At 70.5% G+C, this 21,882-nt stretch carries 15 protein-coding genes and 2 pseudogenes; 5 read left to right on the top strand and 12 right to left on the bottom strand.

Annotated elements, in window-relative coordinates; genetic code table 11:
* Positions 1-10 precede the first annotated feature (10 nt).
* A complete protein-coding gene (locus ML340_RS00575) occupies positions 11-1,831 on the bottom strand; it encodes a DegV family protein (protein WP_240095582.1) in 1,821 nt (606 codons plus the stop codon).
* A 150-nt stretch (positions 1,832-1,981) separates the two neighbouring features.
* Between ML340_RS00575 and ML340_RS00570 the strand changes: the two genes are divergently transcribed.
* Positions 1,982-2,287, top strand: a complete 306-nt coding sequence (locus ML340_RS00570; protein WP_240095580.1) for a hypothetical protein — start codon at positions 1,982-1,984, stop codon at positions 2,285-2,287.
* A pseudogene (locus tag ML340_RS00565) lies at positions 2,254-3,061 on the top strand (M90 family metallopeptidase). The gene ML340_RS00570 and the pseudogene ML340_RS00565 overlap by 34 nt, the downstream one beginning before the upstream one ends.
* Before the next feature lie 7 nt (positions 3,062-3,068).
* On the opposite strand, the gene ML340_RS00560 reads toward ML340_RS00565, so the two are convergent.
* From ML340_RS00560 to dusA, 4 genes are all read right to left on the bottom strand, one after another.
* Positions 3,069-4,508, bottom strand: a complete 1,440-nt coding sequence (locus tag ML340_RS00560) for an ATP-binding protein (RefSeq protein WP_240095579.1) — start codon at positions 4,506-4,508, stop codon at positions 3,069-3,071.
* A gap of 24 nt (positions 4,509-4,532) precedes the next feature.
* On the bottom strand, positions 4,533-5,216 hold the full coding sequence (locus ML340_RS00555) for a response regulator transcription factor (RefSeq protein WP_240095577.1): 684 nt from the start codon (positions 5,214-5,216) through the stop codon (positions 4,533-4,535).
* 70 nt (positions 5,217-5,286) lie between these two features.
* Entirely contained in the window at positions 5,287-5,616 is a 330-nt protein-coding gene (locus ML340_RS00550) for a PepSY domain-containing protein (RefSeq protein WP_240095575.1), read from the bottom strand.
* A gap of 126 nt (positions 5,617-5,742) precedes the next feature.
* A complete protein-coding gene (gene dusA, locus ML340_RS00545) occupies positions 5,743-6,738 on the bottom strand; it encodes a tRNA dihydrouridine(20/20a) synthase DusA (RefSeq protein ID WP_240095573.1) in 996 nt (331 codons plus the stop codon).
* A gap of 102 nt (positions 6,739-6,840) precedes the next feature.
* Between dusA and acnD the strand changes: the two genes are divergently transcribed.
* A complete protein-coding gene (acnD, locus tag ML340_RS00540; RefSeq protein WP_240095571.1) occupies positions 6,841-9,477 on the top strand; it encodes a Fe/S-dependent 2-methylisocitrate dehydratase AcnD in 2,637 nt (878 codons plus the stop codon).
* On the top strand, positions 9,474-10,670 hold the full coding sequence (gene prpF, locus ML340_RS00535) for a 2-methylaconitate cis-trans isomerase PrpF (protein ID WP_240095569.1): 1,197 nt from the start codon (positions 9,474-9,476) through the stop codon (positions 10,668-10,670). The genes acnD and prpF overlap by 4 nt, the downstream gene beginning before the upstream one ends.
* Before the next feature lie 3 nt (positions 10,671-10,673).
* Here the strand turns inward: prpF and ML340_RS00530 are convergent, their stop codons facing one another.
* The 3 genes and pseudogenes from ML340_RS00530 to ML340_RS00520 all read right to left on the bottom strand — a co-directional run bounded on the left by ML340_RS00530 (position 10,674) and on the right by ML340_RS00520 (position 12,922).
* The gene (locus tag ML340_RS00530; RefSeq protein ID WP_240095567.1) at positions 10,674-11,555 is read right to left on the bottom strand and encodes an SDR family NAD(P)-dependent oxidoreductase; all 882 of its coding nucleotides are present in this window, start codon (positions 11,553-11,555) and stop codon (positions 10,674-10,676) included.
* A 31-nt stretch (positions 11,556-11,586) separates the two neighbouring features.
* On the bottom strand, positions 11,587-12,330 hold the full coding sequence (locus ML340_RS00525) for an HAD family hydrolase (RefSeq protein ID WP_240095565.1): 744 nt from the start codon (positions 12,328-12,330) through the stop codon (positions 11,587-11,589).
* A 37-nt stretch (positions 12,331-12,367) separates the two neighbouring features.
* Positions 12,368-12,922: pseudogene (locus tag ML340_RS00520) on the bottom strand (lipocalin family protein).
* A 226-nt stretch (positions 12,923-13,148) separates the two neighbouring features.
* Between ML340_RS00520 and ML340_RS00515 the strand changes: the two are divergent.
* Entirely contained in the window at positions 13,149-13,643 is a 495-nt protein-coding gene (locus tag ML340_RS00515) for a hypothetical protein (protein WP_240095564.1), read from the top strand.
* A gap of 68 nt (positions 13,644-13,711) precedes the next feature.
* Here ML340_RS00515 and ML340_RS00510 read toward each other — a convergent pair whose 3' ends face one another.
* From ML340_RS00510 to ML340_RS00495, 4 genes are read right to left on the bottom strand one after another with little or no spacing between them, the layout of a single operon-like run.
* The gene (locus ML340_RS00510; protein ID WP_240095562.1) at positions 13,712-17,116 is read right to left on the bottom strand and encodes a DEAD/DEAH box helicase family protein; all 3,405 of its coding nucleotides are present in this window, start codon (positions 17,114-17,116) and stop codon (positions 13,712-13,714) included.
* A complete protein-coding gene (locus tag ML340_RS00505) occupies positions 17,113-18,849 on the bottom strand; it encodes a GmrSD restriction endonuclease domain-containing protein (protein WP_240095560.1) in 1,737 nt (578 codons plus the stop codon). The genes ML340_RS00510 and ML340_RS00505 overlap by 4 nt, the downstream gene beginning before the upstream one ends.
* 2 nt (positions 18,850-18,851) lie before the next feature.
* Positions 18,852-20,060 (bottom strand): restriction endonuclease subunit S, encoded by a 1,209-nt coding sequence (locus ML340_RS00500; RefSeq protein ID WP_240095558.1) that lies wholly within the window; start codon positions 20,058-20,060, stop codon positions 18,852-18,854.
* The gene (locus ML340_RS00495; protein WP_240095556.1) at positions 20,057-21,595 is read right to left on the bottom strand and encodes a type I restriction-modification system subunit M; all 1,539 of its coding nucleotides are present in this window, start codon (positions 21,593-21,595) and stop codon (positions 20,057-20,059) included. Before ML340_RS00495 ends, ML340_RS00500 begins: the two co-directional genes overlap by 4 nt.
* Positions 21,596-21,882: the final 287 nt, after the last annotated feature.

The raw sequence follows: 21,882 nt of genomic DNA, 5'->3' as shown, positions 1-21,882 counted from the left end.
GGCCCGGCGCTCAGGCCGGCGCCGGTGCCAGCCCGACCACCAGGGTCTGCGGCCCGGCGTGCGCCCCCACCGCCGGCCCGACCTCGACCAGATGCGCCTCGGCCACGTTCAGCCGCGCCTGCAGCGCCGCCAGCAGGCGCGCGGCATCCTCCGGCGCATCCGCATGCCCGACGATCAGCCGCCAGCGCACCCGCGGCGGCAGCCGGCGCGCGACATGCCGGGCGAACGCCTCCGGCGCGCGCCGCCGCGCCCACAGGCCGCCGGCCAGGGTCAGCCGCCCAGTGGCGTCGGTGCGCGCGATCGGCAGCAGCCCGCTGATGCGCACCAGCGGCCCGGCCCAACGCGGGATGCGCCCGCCGCGCACGGCATGCCGCAGGTCGCGCGCCAGCGCCCAGGTCTGGGTCTGCGCCGCCAGCGCGTCCAGTTCCGCCACGATCCGCGCCGGCGCCTGCCCGGCCGCAGCCAGCTCCGCCGCGCGCCAGGCCAAGAGCGCCTGGCCGGCGCTGACGTGGCGGCTGTCCACGCAGGCGACCGGCCGCGCCTGCGTGCGCGCCGCGGTCTCCGCGGCCTGCAGGGTGCCCGACAGCGGCCGCGCCAGGCCGACGTACACCGCGCCTGGCTGGTGCGCGAGCACCTGCTCGAACACCCGGCGGAAATCCCCGGGCGGCGGCTGGCTGGTCTGCGGCAGCTGCGCGCAGGCGGCCATCCGCCGGTAGAACTCGCCGGCGCTCAGGCCGAGCCGGTCCAGGTAGTCGCGTCCGCCCACGCTGACCCGCACCGGCACCACGTGGATGCCGAAGCGGTCGGCCAGCGCCGGCGGCAGGTCGGAGGCGCTGTCGGTGACCACCGCGATGCGGTCCGGGGACTGCGCGCTGCGCTGCTGCAGCAGCATGTTGTCGGCCTTCATCGCCTCCACCTGCCCGAACCCGGCGCAGGCATCGAACAGGGCCTGCGGCTGGCCGACATGGCCGTGCACGCGCACCCGCGTGCTGCCGCCGGCGACCACCAGCGAGTCCGCCCCGGCCGCCTCCAGCGCGGCGCGCAGGCCGGCGCGGTCGATCGCCGTGCCCAGCACCAGGCACTCGGTGCACCAGCGCCGCGCCGGGTCGACCTCGCCATGGACGTGCGCCGCGGCGGCCGGCTCGTTCGCGGCGGTCGGGGCCCTGCGCAGGCGCAGCGCGCGCGGTCCGCCGGCGACGTAGTCGGCGATGCCTTCCAGCCAGTCCACGAAGCCGCGCGCGCCGGCGTCCACCACCCCCGCCTTCTGCAGCAGCGGCATCTGCCGCGGGGTCTCCGCCAGCGCCCGCCGCGCCCGCTGCAGGGCCTGCTCGAACCCGGCGCGCGGATCCCCGGCCTGCGCCCGCGCCGCTTCGTCCAGGGCCTCGGCGAAGGCCCCGATCACGCTCAGGATGGTGCCCTCGACCGGCCGTGCCAGCGCCGCGCGCGCGCTGTCGGCGCCGCGCCGCACCGCCGCCGCCAGGGTCGCCGCGTCCAGCACCGCGGCACCGCGCACGTGTTCGGCCAGGCCGACCAGGAACTGCGCCATGATCGCGCCGGAATTGCCGCGCGCGCCGTCGATCGCCTCGTCGCCGACCCGCGCCAGCAGCTCGCCGATGTGCCGGCTGCGCCGGCTCAGCGCGCCCTGTAGCACGCTGCCGAGGGTGCTGGCGAGGTTGCTGCCGGTATCGCCGTCCGGTACCGGGAACACGTTGATGCGGTTGAGCTCCTCGCGCGCGGCAATCACCCGGCGGGTCCCGGCGATCAGGGCGCGGCGCAGGGCGGCGGCGGTCAGGGGCGGGGCGCTGGGGACGGCGGCGGTCGCAGTGGGCATCGGTGCAGTGTGCGGCGCGCCGCGCACCGGTGCCTGTCGCACCGCAACACGGGCCGTTTGCGCGTTCAGGGCCGATCCACGCTATAGTGCGTGTTGGCGCCGTGTGCCTTGCGCCCGCGCCGCTCCATCGCCGCTCCCAAGGATGCGCCCATGCCCCGCCTCCGCCACTGCCTGCGTCTGGCCCTGATCGCGACCGCCCTGTGCGGCGGCCCCGCGCTGGCCGCGGATGCGCGCCACCAGGCGGCCGACGGCAGCGGCAGCTGCCCGGAGTCGGAGACGCCGGCCACCAGCAGCCCGGTCGAGCGCGCGGACGAGGCCGAGTTCGATCCCGCCGGCGCTGCCCCTGTCCCGCGCAGCGGCAAGCCGCATGCACCGGCGCTCCTCGCGCCGCGCGCCGGCGGCAGCCGCTCGGCGGCCCCCCGCTGGCACAGCTTCCTGCCCGGGATGTTCCGCTGATCCAGCGGCGGCGCCCTGGCGCGGATGCTCTGGCCCTTCCGACGCCGCCCGCAGGCGGCCGACCTCGATCCCGCGCAGTGGCGCCAGGCCGCCGCCGGGCTGCCGTGGCTGCGCGGCATCGACCCCGCGCGCGAGGCGCGGCTGCAGGCGCTGGTCGCCGAGTTCCAGCAGCGCAAGACCATCACCCCGGTGCAGGGCCTGCAGCTGAACCCGGTGCAGCGCCTGCGCCTGGCGATGCTGTGCTGCCTGCCGCTGCTCGAGTTCGGGCGCGAGGGCCTGCATGGCTGGTCGCAGCTGCTGGTGTACCCGGCCGCGTTCCGCGTCCACCGCAGCCGGATGGACGCGCAGGGCGTGCTGCACGAGTGGGACGACGAATTGATCGGCGAGGCCTGGACCCAGGGCCCGGTGGTGCTGTCGTGGGCCGACGTGCGCGCCGACATCGCCGCGCCCGGCGAGGGCTACTGCGTGGCCGCGCACGAGATCGCGCACAAGCTGGACGCGCTGGACGGGGTGATGGACGGCACCCCGCCGCTGCCGCGCGCCTGGCAGCGGCAGTGGGCGGAGGACTTCCAGCGCGCCTTCGATGCGCTGCACGCGCAGGTCGAGGCCGGCCATGCCACCGCGATCGACCCCTACGCCGCGGAGGCGCCGGAGGAATTCTTCGCGGTCTGCACCGAGTACCACTTCAGCGCGCCGGCGCGCCTGCGCCGGGCGCTGCCGGCGGTGGCCGCGCACCTGGAGCGCTTCTACGGGCCGCCCTTGCTGGGCGGCTGACGCCGGCTCACAGCCCCGGCGGCAGCACCACCTCAAAGCGCGCGCCGCCGAGTTCGGCCGAGCGGCCGACCTGCAGCTCGCCGCGGTAGCTGCGCACGATGTCCTGCACGATCGCCAGGCCGATGCCGTGCCCCTGCACGCGCTCGTCGCCGCGCACGCCGCGCTGGAGCACGTGCGCGATGCGGTCCTCGGCGATCCCGGGGCCATCGTCCTCGACCCGCAGGCGCAGCCCCGGCCGGCGGCCGGGCGCCGCCGCATCCTCGGCCACGGTCAGCAGCACCCGCGACTTGGCCCACTTGAAGGCGTTCTCCAGCAGGTTGCCGAGCAGCTCCTGCAGGTCACCGAGCTCGCCGTGGAAGCGCGCCTGCGGGTCGATCTCGAACTCGCACAGCACCCCGCGCGCGGCGTACACCTTCTCCAGCCCGGTCACGATCTGCTCGGCCTGCGGCTCGATCTCCACCGGCGCCGCGAACAGCTGGTGCCCCGAGCGCGCGGCGCGCGCCAGCTGGTAGCTCACCAGGTCGTTCATGCGCCGCAGCTGGGTGTCCAGCTCCTCGCGCAGCTCGGCCTCGCCGGCGCCGCTGTCCAGGCGCGCGCGCAGCACCGCCAGCGGCGTCTTCAGGCTGTGCGCGAGGTCGGCCACGGTGTTGCGCTGGCGCTCCAGGTTCTCGCGCTCGCTCTGGATGAAGGCGTTGATGCTCTCGGTCAGCGGCTCCAGCTCGCGCGGGTGGGCCTCGCTCATGCCCGCCGCCTGCCCGGCCTGCACCCGCTTGAGCTCGGCGATCACCTCGCGCAGCGGGCGCAGGCTCCAGCGCAGCACCAGGATCTGCAGCAGCAGCAGCACCACCCCGGCGCCACCGAGGTTGATCCACAGCGCGGAGCGGAACGCCGCCACCTGGCGCCCGAGCGCGGTGGTGTCCTCCAGCACGTAGACCGTGTACGGGATCTCGCGGCCGTCGGCGCGGGTGGCGTCGATCAGGCCGATGCCGTAGCGGTAGACCTGGCCCGGCGCGCCGCTGATCTGGGTGAGTGGCAGCGGGCCCTCGAACACCTGCTCGCGCGGGCCGAGCAGCGGCGCCGGCGGCAGCCGCGGCCCCTGCGCGGAATCGGATTCCCAATGCCCCTGCGGCATCACGATCTGCGCATACAGCCCGCTGCCGGGCCGCTTGAAGCGCGGATCCGGCGGATCCCACGGCGGGATCACGCTGCCGTCGCGCGCGAAGTCGCTGTTGGCATACGCCAGCGCATAGCTGTGCAGGCGTTCGCGCATGCCGCTCTGGGCGGTGCTCAGGAACGCGCGGTCGAGGGCGAAGCCGGCGAGCGCCAGGAACGCGACCAGGCCGAGGCTGGCCGCCCACAGCTGGCGCGACTGCAGCGAGCGCGGCTGCGCCAGGCGCAGGCGGCGCGCGGGCCCCGGCGTCGGACCGGCGGGGGGCGTGGCGCTCATGCCGGCCGCGCAGCCCGCATCGGCTTACTCGCCGCTGCGCGGGATCGCGAAGCGGTAACCGCGGCCGCGCACGGTCTCGATCGGCTTGAGGCTGCCGTCCGGATCCAGCTTCTTGCGCAGGCGGCCGATGAACACCTCCAGCACGTTGGAGTCGCGGTCGAAGTCCTGCTGGTAGATGTGCTCGGTGAGGTCGGCCTTCGAGACCAGCTCGCCGGCGTGCATCATCAGGTACTCGAGCACCTTGTACTCGTAGCTGGTGAGGTCGACGTTGCTGCCGTGCACGCTGACCGTCTGCGCGGCGAGGTCGAGGGTGACCGGGCCGCATTCCAGGGTCGGCTTGCTCCAGCCGGCGGCGCGCCGCACCAGCGCGTTGATGCGCGCCAGCAGCTCCTCGACGTGGAACGGCTTGACCAGGTAGTCGTCGGCGCCCTGCTTGAGGCCGTCGACCTTGTCCTGCCAGCTCGAGCGCGCGGTCAGGATCAGGATCGGGAACTTCTTGCCCTCCTCGCGCAGGGCGCGGATCAGCTCCATCCCGCTCATCTTGGGCAGGCCGAGGTCGATGATGCCGACGTCGAACGGCACCTCGCGGCCCATGTACAGGCCCTCCTCGCCGTCCTGCGCGGCGTCCACCGCATAGCCTTCGCGCTTGAGCCGCGCGGCCAGGGTCTCGCGCAGCGGGGCTTCGTCTTCGACCAGCAGGATGCGCATGGGATCTCCTTGTGCGGTGCGCGGGAGGAAACGGCGGCCGGCGCTCCGGCCGTGCCGTCAGAGTACCCGTTCAGTCGTCGCCGGGGCGTGCAGACGGCGGACGCCGGCCATCGTCGTCGCGGCGCTCGGGCCCGCGCCCGGGGCGCGGGTCCTGCATGAACACCCGTACCCGGCCCTGGTCGTCGAGCACCTTCACCCGGTGCATCTCGCGGCCGTCGTAGGGCACCCGCTCGGCGGAAAGGACCTCGCCGCCGGTGTTGCGCTCCACCCGGCGCACCGCATCGGACAGGCTGCTGTGGCCGCGGCGGTCGTCGTTGCCGCGCCCCTGCGCCTGCGGGCCGGCCAGCACCGGCGCGGCCGGCAGCAGCGCCAGGATGGCGGCGGCCAGCAGGGTCGGCATGGGCGGGCGGCGGATCGGCATGGCGGACACGCAGTAGGCTCGGGCTTGCATTCTGGCGCCGGGCGGTGAATCGCCCCTGAAATTTCCTGAACAGGATAGCGCGGCGTTCAGGCGCGGCGCGCCGGCTCAGGCCGCCCGCGCGCGCTCGGTCAGCGCCAGCGCCTGCTCCACCAGCGCCCAACCGGCGCCGGGCCGGTGCGCGCCTTCGCTGAGCACCTGCCGGAACGCGCGCCCGCCGGGCTCGCCGGCGAACAGCCCCAGCAGGTGGCGGGTGATGTGCCTGAGGAACACCCCGCGCGCCAGCTGCGCCTCCACGTAGGGCCGGTAGGCGTGCAGCAGTTCGCTGCGCGTGCGCAGGGGGCCACCGAACCACTGCACGTCCAGCCGGTGCAGCAGGTAGGGCGTGTGGTAGGCGGCGCGGCCGAGCATCGCGCCATCGACGTGGGCGAGGTGCGCGGTGGCCTCCGCCGCATCCGCGATGCCGCCGTTCACCACCACCTGCAGCGCCGGCCGCTCGCGCTTGAGCCGGTAGGCCCAGTCGTAGCGCAGCGGCGGCACCTCGCGGTTCTCCTTCGGCGACAGGCCCTGCAGCCAGGCGTTGCGCGCGTGCACGATGAAGCTGCGGCAGCCGGCCGCGGCGACGGTGTCGATGAAGGCGAGGAAGCGCTCCCACTCGTGGTCGTCGTCCACGCCCAGCCGGCATTTCACCGTCACCGGCACCGGGCAGGCCGCGATCATCGCCGCCACGCTGTCGGCCACCAGCACCGGTTCGCGCATCAGGCAGGCGCCGAAGCGGCCGGCCTGCACGCGGTCGGACGGGCAGCCGCAGTTGAGGTTGATCTCGTCGAACCCCGCCTCCGCCCCGATCCGCGCCGCCTGCGCCAGCAGTCCAGGCTCGCTGCCGCCCAGTTGCAGCGCGACCGGGTGCTCGGAAGGATCCATCGCCAGCAGGCGCGCGCGGTCGCCGTGGATCACCGCGTTGGCGTGCACCATCTCCGAATACAGCCGCGCATGCGGCGCCAGCACGCGGTGGAAGGCGCGGCAATGGGTGTCGGTCCAGTCCATCATCGGGGCGACCGACAGGCGCAGCTGTGCGGGGGGGATGGCAGGACTGGCCGGCATCCGCGCATTGTACGGAGCGCAAACGACGGCCGCGCCGGGCTCCATCCGCAGGCGCGCGCTGCGCGACAATACGGCTTCCCACCGCACGCCCGCACCCGCCCCATGAATACCGACTTCCGCCGTCCGCTGCCCGGCACCGGGCTGGACTGGTACGACGCCCGCGCCGCGGTCGAGGCGCTCGCCCCCGGCGCCTGGGCGCAGCTGCCCTACACCGCGCGCGTGCACGCCGAGAACATCGTGCGCAAAGCCGATCCCGCACAGCGCGACGACTTCCTGCGCCAGCTGGTCGAGCGCCGGCGCGACCGCGACTTCCCGTGGTTCCCGGCGCGCGTGGTCTGCCACGACATCCTCGGCCTGACCGCGCTGGTGGACCTGGCCGGCCTGCGCGAAGCGATCGCCGCGGCCGGCGGCGACCCCGCGCAGGTCAACCCGGTGGTGCCGGTGCAGCTGATCGTGGACCACTCGCTGGCGGTGGAGGCGCCGGGCTCCGATCCGCAGGCGTTCGCCAAGAACCGCGCGATCGAGGACCGCCGCAACGCCGACCGCTTCGACTTCATCGAGTGGAGCCGGCGCGCGTTCGCCAATGTCGAGGTGATCCCCGCCGGCAACGGCATCATGCACCAGATCAACCTGGAGAAGATGTCGCCGGTGGTGCAGGCGCGGGACGGCGTGGCCTTCCCGGACACCTGCGTCGGCACCGACTCGCACACCCCGCACGTGGACGCGCTGGGCGTGATCGCGGTCGGGGTCGGCGGGCTGGAGGCGGAGAGCGTGATGCTCGGGCGCGCGGTGTGGATGCGCACCCCGGAGATGGTGGCGGTGGAGCTCGGCGGCCGCCCCGCCCCCGGCATCACCGCGACCGACATCGTGCTGTCGCTGACCGAGTTCCTGCGCCGGGAGAAGGTGGTCGGCGCGTACCTGGAGTTCCGCGGCGAGGGCGCCGCCGCGCTCGGCATCGGCGACCGCGCCACCATCAGCAACATGGCCCCCGAATACGGCGCCACCGCGGCGCTGTTCGCGATCGACGCCAACACCCTGGACTACCTGCGCCTGACCGGGCGCGAACCGGACCAGGTCGCGCTGGTCGAGGCCTATGCGAAGGCGGCCGGACTGTGGGCCGACGACTTGCGGCAGGCGCGCTACGACCGCGTGCTGCGCTTCGACCTCGGCGCGGTGGAGCGCACGCTGGCCGGGCCGTCCAACCCGCACCGCCGGCTGCCGCTGGCGGCGCTGGCCGAGCGCGGGATCGCCGACGAAGCCAAGCTCGCCGCCGCGCGCGCCGACGAGGCCGCGGGCCGGCTGCCGGACGGCGCGGTGATCATCGCCGCCATCACCAGCTGCACCAACACCAGCAACCCGCGCAACGTGATCGCGGCCGGGCTGCTGGCGCGCAACGCCAACGCGCGCGGGCTGGCGCGCAAGCCGTGGGTGAAGACCTCGCTGGCGCCCGGCTCGCGGGTGGTGGAGGCCTATCTACAGGACGCCGGCCTGCTGCCGGAGCTGGAGCGGCTGGGGTTTGGCATCGTCGGCTTCGCCTGCACCACCTGCAACGGCATGAGCGGCGCGCTGGACCCTGCGATCCAGCAGGAGATCATCGACCGCGACCTGTACGCCACCGCGGTGCTGTCGGGCAACCGCAACTTCGACGGCCGCATCCACCCCTACGCCAAGCAGGCGTTCCTGGCCAGCCCGCCGCTGGTGGTGGCCTACGCGATCGCCGGCACGGTGCGCTTCGACATCGAGCGCGACGTGCTCGGCACCGACGCCGAGGGCCGGCCGGTGCGGCTGAAGGACATCTGGCCGAGCGACGAGGAGATCGACGCGATCGTGCAGGCGCACGTCAAGCCGGAGCAGTTCCGCGCGGTGTACGCGCCGATGTTCGCGCCGCGCGCGCTGGGCGAACGCGCACCGCCGCTGTACGCCTGGCGCGCGCAGAGCACCTACATCCGCCGTCCGCCGTACTGGGACCGCGCGGGGGTGGGCGCGCTGGCGGCCTACCCGCGTACCCTGCGCGGGATGCGCGCGCTGGCGGTGCTGGGCGACAACATCACCACCGACCACCTCTCGCCCAGCAACGCGATCCTGCCCGACAGCGCGGCCGGCGAGTACCTGGCGCGGATGGGCCTGCCGGAGGAGGACTTCAATTCCTACGCCACCCACCGCGGCGACCACCTGACCGCGATGCGCGCCACCTTCGCCAACCCCAAGCTGCTCAACGAGATGGTGCGCGGCGCCGACGGCCAGGTGCTGCAAGGCTCGCTGGCGCGGCTGGAGCCGGAGGGCACGGTGCTGCGCATGTGGGAGGCGATCGAGACCTACCTCGCCCGCCGCCAGCCGCTGATCGTGATCGCCGGCAAGGACTACGGCCAGGGCAGCTCGCGCGACTGGGCGGCCAAGGGCGTGCGCCTGGCCGGGGTGGAGGCGGTCGTGGCCGAGGGCTTCGAGCGCATCCATCGCACCAACCTGATCGGCATGGGCGTGCTGCCGCTGCAGTTCCAGCCCGGCACCACCCGCCTCACCCTGGGCATCGACGGCAGCGAGGCCTTCGATGTCGAGGGCCAGCCGGCGCCGGGCGCGACCCTGACCTTGGTGATCCATCACCGCGACGGCGAGCGCGTCGCGGTGCCGGTCAGCTGCCGCCTGGACACCGCCGAGGAAGTGGCGATCTACCAGGCCGGCGGGGTGCTGCAGCGCTTCGCCGAGGACTTCCTGGCCGCGGCCCGCGGGGAGGCGGCATGAGCGCGCATCCGCCACAGCTGCGCATCCCCGCCACCTACATGCGCGGCGGCACCAGCAAGGGCGTGTTCTTCCGCCTGCAGGACCTGCCGCCGCCGGCGCAGGTGCCGGGGCCGGCGCGCGACGCGCTGCTGCTGCGGGTGATCGGCTCGCCCGATCCCTACGGCAAGCACACCGACGGCATGGGCGGCGCGACCTCGTCCACCTCCAAGTGCGTGATCATCTCCGCCAGCACCCGGCCCGACCACGACGTGGACTACCTGTACGGCCAGGTCAGCATCGACAGCGCATTCGTGGATTGGTCGGGCAACTGCGGCAACCTGTCCGCCGCGGTCGGCCCGTTCGCGGTCGCGGGCGGCTTCCTCCCGGCCGCGCGCATTCCGCAGGACGGCACCGTGACCGTGCGCGTGTGGCAGGCCAACATCGGCAAGACCCTGCTGGTGCACGTGCCCATCAGCGGCGGCCAGGTGCAGGAAACCGGTGACTTCGAACTGGACGGTGTGGCCTTCCCGGCGGCGGAAATCGTGCTGGAGTTCCTCGACCCGTCCGACGAGGAGGGTGACGGCGGCGCGATGTTCCCCACCGGCAACCTGGTGGATACCCTCGACGTGCCCGGCATCGGCCCCCTGCGGGCGACGCTGATCAATGCCGGCATTCCGACCGTGTTCATCGACGCCGCCGACCTCGGCTACGACGGCACCGAACTGCAGCCGGCGATCAATGACGACAAGGCCGCGCTGGCCAAGCTGGAAGCGATCCGCGTCGCCGGCGCGCTGCGCATGGGCCTGATCCGGGCGCCGGAGGAGGCCGCCACCCGCCAGCACACCCCGAAGCTCGCGTTGGTGGCGCCGCCGAAGGCCTACGTGGCCTCCAGCGGCAAACACGTCGCCGCCGGCGCCATCGACCTCAACGTGCGCGCGCTGTCGATGGGCAAGCTGCACCACGCGATGATGGGCACCGCCTCGGTGGCGATCGCCACCGCCGCCGCGGTGCCGGGCACGCTGGTGAACCGCGCGGCCGGCGGCGGCCGCCGCGACGCGGTGCGCTTCGGGCATCCCTCCGGCACGCTGCGGGTGGGCGCCGCGGTGGAACGGCGCGACGGCCAGTGGACGGTGACGCGCGCGGTGATGAGCCGCAGCGCGCGGGTGCTGATGGACGGCTGGGTGCGGGTGCCGCCGGAGCAGCTGCGCGCCTGAGGCTCAGCCCGACGGGATCGCCAGCCCCGCCTTGCGCAGCTCGTGGCGGGCCTGGTCGAAGCCGGTGGCGGGCACCTGCTCGCCGTCGCGGTCGGCCAGCTCCGCCCAACGCGCGAGCAAGGTCTCGGCATCCGCCTGCGGGCCGAGGTAGAGCCCGCGGGTCAGGGTGACGTGCGCCAGCTCGAAGCTGCCCGCCCCCGCGCACAGGATGGCGCGGGTCGGCGCCGCCTCCGCCACCAGCGCCAGCAGCGCCGGGCTGACCAGCGCCGGATCCAACAACGCCAGCTGCTCGGGCGGCAGGATGCCCTCCAGCATCCGGGTCGCGGCGGTCGGCGCCAGGCAGTTGACCCGGATGCCATACTTCTCGCCCTCCAGCGCCAGGGTCTGCATCAGCCCGACCAGGCCCATCTTGGCGGCCGCGTAGTTGGCCTGGCCGAAATTGCCGTACAGCCCGGACGAGGAGGTGGTCAGCACGATCCGGCCGTACTGCTGCGCGCGCATCACCGGCCACACCGCCTTGCACAGGTAGAAGCCGCCGAGCAGGTGCACCTCCAGCACCGCGCGGATGTCGTCCTCGCCGAGGTTGCCGAAACTGCGGTCGCGCAGCAGGCCGGCATTGGCCACCGCGATGTCCACCCGCCCCCACGCCGCCCGCGCGGCGTCCACCAGCGCCTGCACCTGCGCCGGGTCGGCGGCCGAACCGGGCACCGCGCGCGCCTGCCCGCCGGCCGCCACGATCTCGGCCGCGACCGCCTCCGCCTGCGGCGGGTCGAGGTCGTTCACCAGCACGGCCGCGCCGCGCTGTGCCAGCAGCCGCGCATGCGCGCGCCCCAGCCCGCGTCCCGCGCCGGTGACGATGGCCACCCGGCCGCTCAGGTCGATCATGCGACGCCCCCGTGTGCGTGGTGAGTGGCGCTCATCCTGCCACGGCCAGCGCGGCCAGGTCGCGCACCGCCGGCGGCAGCGCGGCCAGGTCCGGCACCGTGCGCAGGCGCTCGCCGCCCGCCTCCACCCGCGCCTGCGCCTCGTGCGCCCAGGTCGTGTGGTAGGGCACGTGCACGCCCCAGCCGCCGAGTGCCAATACCGGCGCGATGTCCGAGCGCAGGGAGTTGCCCACCATCAGGAACTGCTGCGGCGCGATCCCGAATTCCCGGCACAGCCGCGCGTAGGTCGGCGGGTCCTTCTCGCTGACGATCTCGATCCGGCCGAACAGGTCGGACAGCCCGGACTGGCGCACCTTGGCCTCCTGGTGGAACAGGTCGCCCTTGGTGATCAGCACCACCGGGAACTCGGCGGCCACCGCCTCCACCGCCGCGCGCACGCCCGGCAGCAGCTCGACCGGATGCTGCAAGAGCTGCTTGCCGAGTTCGACGATGCGATGCACGTCCTCGCCGCGGATACGGCCGCCGGTCAGTTCGACCGCCGTCTCCACCATCGACAGCAGCATGCCCTTCACGCCGTAGCCGAACAGGGCCAGGTTGCGCTGCTCGACCGCATACAGGCGCGCACCGACGTCGGCCAGATCGACGTAGTCGGCGAGCAGGCGCTCGAACTGCGCCTGCGCGGCGTCGAAGTAGTCCTGGCTGCGCCAGAGGGTGTCGTCGGCATCGAAGCCGACCATGGCGATGCCGCGGGGGGAGTCGGAGGCGTCGGGCCGCATCACCGCAGTCTACCCGCCCCCGCCGCGCGGGGCTGGCTCACTCCAGCGTGCCCGGCGGCAGCACCAGATGCTGCACCGGGTCGCCGCGCTGCGCGGCGCGCGCGCGGATTGCCTCGAACTGCGCGCGCGGCATCGCCGGCGTGCGCGAGAGCACCCACAGGGAGTCGCGCGAGGGGCTGCCGACCACCGCCCAGCGGTAGTCGGGATTGAGCTCGACCACCCAGTCATCGGCCCAGGTGAACGGCAGCCACGCCAGCCAATCCGGCACGAAGCGCACCTGCAGCGCGCCCGGCATCCCTGGTAGCGGACGCGCCACGCCGTCGGCCACGTCGGTGCGGCCGTCGCGCGTGCGGTAGGTGTTGCGCACGCCCACCAGGCCATCCACGCGCAGGGTTTAGGTGGCCGTGATGTCGGCCACGCACTGGCGCTGGAAGACCATCGGCAGGTGGGCGATCTCGTGCCAGGTCCCGGCGTAGCACTGCAGGTCGAGCGCCGACACCGGCGCGTTCGCCAGCGGTTCGACCGCGGATGCTGCCGCTACGGCCGCCGTCGGGGCTAGCAGCAGGGACGATAGGGCAGGCACGGTGCGCATGGGGGGCGATTCTTCAAATCCGATGCTCATTTTTGGCGGACCCGACGTCGCCGCGCAGTGAATGCCTTCCACCCGATGCCTGCCAGCGACGCGCCATTGCCGCCATGCGCGCTTGCATGCATGATTGAGCAGGTGCGTACCGCCATGCTGCGGCGCGCCCAGGGGATCCATCCTTGCGTTTCGCGCCGTGATCGGCGCATTGCCCATCGTCCAGGGAGGACACGCCATGCATACTTGGGTCAAGGCCATCTTCACCACTGCCCTGCTGTTCCTGGCCTCGGCCGGCGCCGCCGTCGAGACCGTCACCGTCCCCGAAGGCACCGAAGTCCGCCTGCGCCTGCTCGACAAGCTGGTATCCGGAGTGGCCACCGAGGGCGAACGCTTCAACCTCGAACTGGACGAGCCCCTGACCGTCAACGGTCAGCTCGTCGCAGCGCCCGGCACCAAGGCCGTCGGCACCGTCATCACGTCCAAGAAGAAAGGGTTCATGGGCAAGGGCGGCGAGCTGAACATCATGGTCGACTACCTGTTGGTCAACGGCCAACGCGTTCGCTTGCGCGCGGCCAAGTCCGGCCAGGGTGAGGACAAGGTCGGAACAACGGTGGCCCTGACCGTGCTGTTCGGGCCGCTGGGTCTGCTCAAGCGCGGCCACAACATCGAGCTGAACCCGGGCCTGATCATCCCGGCCTATGTGGACCAGACGACCCAAGTCGGCCTCTGAGGCCCTTCCGAGCGCGGCTCGATCAGGCTGGCGATCCATCGCCACACGCAGCGTTCATACCGAATACGTCAGGCGACGGCCCGCGCGCGGATTTCCTCGAGTACTTGCTTGATCTGCATGACCTGGGCCATCGGAAACACCGCCGTCGGTCCCAGGGCGTGGATGTCCGTGAACGGCGGCTCGAACAGCCGCTCCGGCGGCACGACACCGTTCTGCGTGAGCTCCTCGACGACCAGCTCGATGAACTCGATCTGCTCGGGAGTCAGCGTGCTCCCCTGCAGCAGCTCACCGAACGCCTGCATGGCAGCTTCGCGGTCCATGCCCACCAGGGACCGAACGAACAGACCCAGCCCGACGTTCTTTACCTCGGCCATCAACGGCTGCGTGCCGCCAGCCTGCACCAGCATCTTCTCCAGCTCCTCGAGGTCCGTCGGGGTCAGAGGCTGGTTGCGCCGCAGCCGCTGCAGTGCCAGGTGCGACTCGTGCTCGCGCAGGAACACGCGCGCCTTCTCCTTGAACTTGGCCATGTTCAGGCCTGCAGCCACCTGTGGCAGGTCGATGACCGTGCCTTCGCCCAATTCGTCCTCGAAGTCGGTGTAGACCACCTTCTTCTGGCCCTTCGGCAGCAACTTGACCAGCGAGCGCAGCCGGCGGCGCGCGGTCTCGAGCATCGGCACCGTCACGTCCTGCCACCACTCGTCGCTCGCAACGGCCTGGATGAGCGCCGCCTCTGCCTTGATGGCGGGAATGGCCATCTCGCCCTCGAGGTTCTCGGCGATGGTCTGAATCTTCTGCCGCAGCGCCATGAAGTCCGGCCGCGCCTGAAGAATCGACAGCTGCGCGCGCAGCACGAGCATGTCGAAGCGCTTGGCCTCTTCGTCGTCGTCGATGCGCTGCGACGGCAGCGCCGCCACGCGCTGCGCGAGGACGTCCAAGTCCTCGGCCCCCAACGTTCGCCAGGCGGCCGGCTTCGCGTAGCGCTCGACGACCTGGCGGTGCGGGCGAACGACGAAGTTGTCCAGGTTCATCGCCGCCACGCGCTCGTACAGCGCCTGTGCCGTCGCCTCGCGCAGCTCCGCGAGGGTGGGGTGACCCCCGTAGGCCTTCGGGGCACTCTCGTGAGCAGCCTCGCCCGTCTGGAGGCGCTTGTCGAGCTCGGCGACGAGCTCCAGGCGTCCTTTGAACAGCCGCGTCGTCAGCGACTCCGCCATGATCCCTTCGGAGCCTGCCGGGTTCTGGCTGAAGTACTCCAGGTTCTGGCAGAAGTCGAAGACGAAGAAGTTCTTCTTGTCCTCGCCCGGTCCGAACAAGTCCCTGCACAGCCTTGTGCCGCGCCCCAGCATCTGCCAGAACTTGGTTTTCGAGCGGACCAGCTTGAAGAAGACCAGGTTGACGACCTCCGGCACGTCGATGCCGGTGTCGAGCATGTCCACCGAGATGGCGATGTGCGGCATCTTCTCCCTGTTGGAGAAGTCGTCGATGATGCTCTGCGCGTACTCGGTCTTGTACGTCACCACGCGGGCGAAGTGGCCCTTGTACTCGGGATAGTTGGCGTTGAAGCGCTGCTCGATGAACTCGGCGTGCGGGTTGTTCTTGGCGAAGATGATGGTCTTGCCCAGCCGGTCGCCCCCGGCCACGCGCTGGCCCTTGGTCATCAGCACCTCGAGCACCTTGTCGACGGTGTCGATGTTGAAGAGCCACTTGTTCAGCTCCTCGGCGCTGACCTCGTCGGGCACAGTCCCGTCGTCGTTCCAGTCCAGCTCGTCCCACTGCGCCTTCTCCTCCTCGCTCAGGTCGGCGTAGCGGATGCCCTCGCGCTGGAACTTCAGCGGCACCGAGATGGCCACCGGCGGCACCAGGTGCCCGTCGGCCACCGCCTGGTCGAGGTCGTAGGCGTCGGTCGGCACGCCCGTCTCGAGCTCGAACAGGCCGTAGGTGTTGCGGTCGATTTCGTCCCTCGGCGTGGCCGTCAGGCCAACGAGCAGCGAGTCGAAGTAATCGAAGATGGCGCCGTACTTCTGGTAGACGGAGCGATGCGCCTCGTCGATGACGATGAGGTCGAAGTGGCCGGCACCGAAACGCCGCTGCCCCTCGAACGTCTCGTCGATGAGTCCCATCATCGTCGGGTAGGTCGAGACGAACACCCGCCCCTCGGTGGCCCTGTCGGTCACCAGGTTCACCGGCGCGGCGTCGGGCAGATGCGCCTTGAACGCGTTGACGGCCTGGTTCACCAGCGCCACGCGGTCGGCGAGGAACAGCACCCGCTTGACCCAGTTGCAGCGCATCAGCAGGTCCACGAGCGCGATGACGGTGCGCGTCTTGCCGCTGCCGGTGGCCATCACCAGCAGGGCCTTGCGCTGGCGGTCGGTCTCGAACGCAGCGCTCACCCGCCGCACGGCGCGCGTCTGGTAGTAGCGCTCGACGATGGCGCCGTCGATGACCGCCTCGGCGAGCGGCTTGCGCACGCTGCGCCGCTGCATCAGCAGCATCAGCTCGTCCTTCTTGTAGAACCCCTGCACGGCTCGCGGCGGGTACGCAAGGTCGTCCCACATCCAGTGCTCGTAGCCGTTGGAGTAGCAGATGACCGGGCGCTGCCCGTACTGCTTCTCCAGGCAGTCGGCGTAGAGCTTGGCCTGCTGCTGGCCCTCCATCGGGCTCTTGGTCGTGCGCTTGGCTTCCACCAGCATCAGCGGCTTGCCGTCGTCGCCCCACAGCACGTAGTCGACGAAGCCTTTGCCCTCGGTGTTGAGCATGCCGGTGACCTCGACCTCGAAGTTGCGGGCCGGATCCAGCTGCCAGCCGGCCTCGCGCAGCAGCAGGTCGATGAAGGCCTTGCGCGTCTCGGCCTCGGCGTAGTCGTGCGTGTCGGCAACGGCACTGTTGGCCTTCTTGGCCGCGGCCACCTCCTCGCGCAGCCGCTGCAGTTCGGCATCCAGCGCTGCGTGCTGCGCCAGCACCTCGGAGAGCTTGGCGTCCTTCTGGCGCAGCGCCTCGCCGAGCTTCTTCAGCTGCTCGGCTGACGCGGCCGTGGCGGCAGTCTGCGCCGGCTGCGGCAGCAGCTCGGGCCGGAACGACAGGCCGGGGTCGGGCCGCGCCGCGCGCCCGTAGGTGCGCGCCAGCCAGAAGCAGACGTGGAACAGCTCGCGCACGGCCGTGACGGCGTCGGCCGTGGGCACCTTCTTGGTGCTGTGCACCGCGAGGTTGCCGAGGTCCTTCAGCAACCGCGCCTTGGTGAACAGCGCGTCGCCCACCAGCTGGCGGAACGTCGGCTCGTGGATGAGCGCGCTCAGGCTGTCCTGATACGGCAGCTTCAGCGCCTTGTCGTGCGTGTAGAGCCAGTTGACCGCCAGCTCCAGGGCCCGGCGCGCGTAGAAGCAGCTGCTGCGCGCATCGGCGTGGGCGTGGTGTTCGGCCTTGCTGGCCGCTTCGAACACCAGCGCCCATTCGGCCTGGAGGAAGGCGAAGTTGCTCATGTCCCCGACTTCTCCCGGATGAAGGCGTTCATGCGGTCGGCCAGGGCCTGCCGCCGCACGGAGAGGAAGTCACGATACCGCTCGGTGCTCCATAGCGCCTCGTCCACCGGCACGCACTGGCTCTGCAGCGCGGCCGCACCCTGCTTGGCGACGACGTCGCGCAGATATTCCACCGCCTCCTTGTTGCTGATGCGGCGGTTGGTCTGGCCGGTGATGAAGGCCATGTTGGCGATTTCGTTGATTTCGCCGGGCTCGTAGCCGCGCTCCTTGAGCAGCGACTTCGGAATCACGTGGTGCCATTGGATGAAGTGCAGCTTGCCCTGGTGCGTGAGCGACAGCCCCAGGCCGCTGTACCAGTCCTTGGCCCCTTGGGCCTTGAGCGCCAGGTAGGCCAGGGAGAACAGCGGGCTGCCCACGCCACGGCCCGCCAGGTCGCCCGGCTCCACGTGCAGGCGGCCGAACTGGCGCTTGAGCGGCTCCATTAGCGCCGCCACGTTGCCGCTACGGAAGATGATGGCCAGGTCTTCGTTCAGCAGCGTCTCGGTCGAGCCGCGCGAGTAGCGGCCCCGCGCGTTGGCCACCAGCAGCCAGTGCAGCAGCTGCCGCTGCTCGTCGGCGGTGAGCTTGTTGTCCTTCACGCAGCTGAGCGCCGCCAGCACATGCAGGAACATCGGCGACGACAGCAGCGACTCGTCCTCGATGCCCGCGTTGCTGCGCAGGAAGTTGATGGCAAAGCGCAGGCCTTCCTGCGCCTGCGCCCAGCCGTCCTTGAGCTTCTCGACCGGCGTGCTGGCGACGCTGCGGAACAGGCACTGCTGCGTCGCGAACACCACGATGGAGCGCACCAGGTGGCCCATGTCGATGGTGAAGGCGCTCTTCTCGCACTCCTCCTGGAAAGCTTCGAGCTCCTTGAGCAGGTTGGGCCAGCGCGAGGTTATCTGCGCCAGGGCCAGGTCCGAGGACTTCAGCTTCGCGCCCAGCGAGTTCACGCGCACGAAGATTTCGGTCACCTCCTCGTAGCTCATGCTGCGTTCCAGCACGTGCACGACGTAGGTGTAGTCCTTGATGGCGCGCAGCTTCTTCAGCCGGTCGGAGTAGCGCTGGAAGCGCGGGTCGTCGAACGAGGTGATGCCGGCCTTCTTCAGCAGCGGGGCATCGCCTTCGGTCGAGAACACCTGCGTGACCGACACCCAGTTGGGCAGCGACGCCAGGTTCTTGCTCGCGACGACGAAGGTGCGGCGGTTCAGCTTCTCCTGCAGGCCCTGTTCGCTGTCGTCGGCGTCTTCCCCGGCGTCGGCGTCGTCCGCCAGCTCGTCGTCGGCCGCCACGGGCGAGTCTTCGTCGCTGGTGACTTCGGTATCGTCGGCGGGCGGGCCGTCGGGGTGGTCGAGGTTGAAGAGGATGTCGATGGGGCGCTTGCGCCCGCGCACCTGCACCAGCTCACCGCCCAGCACCGCCGTCAGCGAGGTCAGGCGCTGCTGGCCGTCCAGCAGCAGCTTGCGGCCGGCGAAGGCGGTGGTCTCCTGGGCGATGGCGAAGTCGCGCGTGGGCACCGGCTCGTCGGTCTCCCACATCAGGATGGAGCCGCTGGGATAGCCCCGGTACAGCGAGTCCAGCAGGTCCCGCACCCGGGTCGCGCGCCAGACGTAGTGGCGCTGGATTTCCGGCAAGCGCAGCTCGCCGCGCTTGTACATGTCGACGAGGGTGCCGATGGGGATGTTCTGTTGCTGCACGGTCAGAGCTCTCCCCGAAAGGCGCGGTGTTGAAGTGATGAGAAAAGATTCTCTGTATCCAGCAGCCCGTGTCTAAGACTTTTCTTTAACGCCTCTATCTTGGAAACTCTTGCCGCAAATTTCTCAAGCTGACTTTGCTCGGGTCTTTGAACCCTTAACTCACTGAAAAAGTCGGCAGGAACACGGCGTTGACCAGCGGCACCCTTCATCGACTTTGCACCAGCCTCGAAAACCCATGCTTGCCCAAGCAAGTGGAACGTGAATAGAGCTAACTGCTCAGATGGCGCCCTGAAGACATGAAACTCAGTTGAACCGAACCCATACTCCGTGGGCAAATTCAGCGCCAACGCCATCTTGCCGTTCTCGTAGCAGGGCGTAATTTTCGCCACCAAGACATCGCCTCGCTTGAATGGTGTGTAACCTTTCGCGACATCTTCATAATCTCTCAGCTCGGCATTGATAACGCGCTTTTCACTATCGCTGACTGCGGCCATCGGCAGAAATGTGACTTTGGTGCTGGCCAGCAATCGACGCTCGTCTGGTGAAATGCGCGGATTTACCTCAACTAAGTCCGAAAGCATTACTCTCGGCAAATGCGAGTCAACGCCCAGCCGCTGGTCCCCAAACATCTCCACAAAAATCGACTGCGCGAGACAGTCGAGTTGGGCCAAGGCCTCGCGGCGCTTGGTGCGCAGGGCGTCGGCTTTGTCGAGGATGGCGGCGATGCGGCGTTGTTCGGGGAGGGCGGGAAGAAGCAGCTCCAGCTGCAGACACCTATCGATGTTCAGGTTTGAGATGTTGGTCGTCTTCTGGCCGAAACTGCGAAGCAGTGCCTGTACACGTTCCGAAGCGAACCACCAGTAGAGGTATCGCCTATCAACTCGCGTGTGGTTACCGCGTAGGACAGAGATGAAGCCACCGAAGGCAGCTCTCCATGGCAATGCCGGCACCCAGCAGCACTTTCCAACCAAATTCCAGCTGTTCGCGCTGGAGACCAGAATGTCGCCTTCCTGCAGATACTGGTCCTTACGGCGAACGAACTCTGACGGAACGGCCAGCAAGTCATCGCAATCGAGGAGAGTCTGAACGTTCTTGGTCCGCATGCAGACCACGGCGTCGTCCGCGTCAAGGGGCACTACATCCTCGGGCTTGAAAGTGATACCCCGGATGAACTCGGCGACGTCACCAAGTTTCACGGTCGGGTACGTCACCTCAGCATCCCCTCCAGCTCCGCCATCCCCGCCTGTATCTCCGCCTCCAAGGCCCTCAGCCTCGCCAGAATGACAAGCGGCGGCTCGTGCTCGACCGCCGCGTGCACGACCTCCTTGTAGCGGTTGAGGCTCAGGTCGTAGCCCTGCGCGGCAATCTCGGCCTTGGGCACGCAGAAGCTCTGCGCCGTGCGCGGGCGGCTTCTCTCGCTGCCGTCGCGCTGCGCCCAGCGCGCCAGCGCATCGGGCAGGTTGTTCTTCGCGTGCTCGGCTTCGGTCAGCGGTGAGGCCGGCGTCGGGCCCAGCTTGGCCTCGTCCAGCAGCGGCTGGCGCTTGTCGTCCAGGCTCCAGCCGTCGGCCTGCATGTCGTAGAACCACACCTGGTCCGTGCCGCCGGAGTTGGTCTTGGTGAACAGCAGGATGGCGGTGGACACGCCCGCATAGGGCTTGAAGGCGCCGGCCGGCAGCGACACCACGCCATCGAGCTTGTGGTCTTCCACCAGCGTGCGGCGCAGCGCCTTGTGGGCCTTGCTGCTGCCGAAGAGCACGCCGTCGGGCACGATGACGGCGGCACGGCCGCCGGGCTTGAGCAGCCGCAGGAACAGGGCCAGGAACAGCAGCTCGGTCTTCTTCGTCTTGACGATGGCCAGCAGGTCGCGGGCGGTGTTCTCGTAGTCCAGGCTGCCGGCAAAGGGTGGATTGGCGAGGATGAGGCTGTATTTCTCCTCGTCTGCCGCGTGGTCCTGTGCGAGGGAGTCCTTGTAGCGAATGTCCGGGTTTTCGACGCCGTGCAGGGCCATGTTCATGCTGCCGATGCGCAGCATGGTGTTGTCGAAGTCATAGCCGTGGAACATCCCGTGGTGGAAGTGCGCCCGGGCGGCGGCGTCGCGGAACAGCCCGGGGTGATGCTCGCGCAGGTACTCGCCGGCGGCCACCAGGAAGCCGCAGGTGCCGCTGGCCGGGTCGCAGATGACGTCCTGGGGCGTGGGCTGCGTCATCGCCACCATCAGCTTGATGATGTGCCGCGGCGTGCGGAACTGGCCGTTCTGCCCCGCCGCGGCAATCTTGCTGAGCATGTACTCGTAGAGGTCGCCCTTGGTGTCGCGGTCCTCCATCGGCACGTGGTCCAGCATGTCCACCACCTTGGCCAGCAGGCCGGGCGTGGGGATGGTGAACCGCGCGTCCTTCATGTGCTGGGCGTAGCTGCTGCCGGCGTTGCCCAGGTTGCGGATGAACGGGAACACGTGCTCGGCCACCACCTGGTACATCTCGGCCGGCGCGAGGTTCTTGAAGCGCGACCAGCGCAGGTCCTGGTAGTCGCGGCCCCGCTCGTCCTTGCCCGGCGGGAACACGCGGTTCTCGATGGGCCGGCCCAGCATCAGGGCCTTGTTCTCCTCCAGCGTGTGCGCGTCGTCCAAGCGGCGGATGAACAGCAGGTAGGTGATTTGCTCGAGCACCTCCATCGGGTTGGAGATGCCGCCGGACCAGAAGGCGTTCCAGATGGCGTCGACTTGGGAGCGGAGTTCGCCGGTCAGCATGCGTTTGCAGTCTTTCCTTGTTTGGCCTGGGCCGATCGGCCCTTGATGGCGCCCGGGTGGCGACCAGGCGCGTTGCCCATTCCGCACTCTAGCGGCGGCATGCCGCCAGCGAAACCAGGCCGGTGGGGCCGGGAGCAGGAATCCGAGCCCGCTACATGCGACGGCAAGCGGGATCCCACCAAGATGCGCGGCATGTGTGTCCGCGACGCACGCCAACAGGCGACAATCGAGCAGAACCCGGTCGCAGGCTGGCGCTGTGGCCAAGGCCCGCATAGCCCGGCGCGTCT

This window comes from Thermomonas flagellata, assembly GCF_022419185.1.
In the GTDB taxonomy this organism is placed as follows: domain Bacteria; phylum Pseudomonadota; class Gammaproteobacteria; order Xanthomonadales; family Xanthomonadaceae; genus Thermomonas; species Thermomonas flagellata.
Note: the sequence above shows the minus strand (reverse complement) of the source record. Positions and strands in the feature narration are given on the sequence as shown.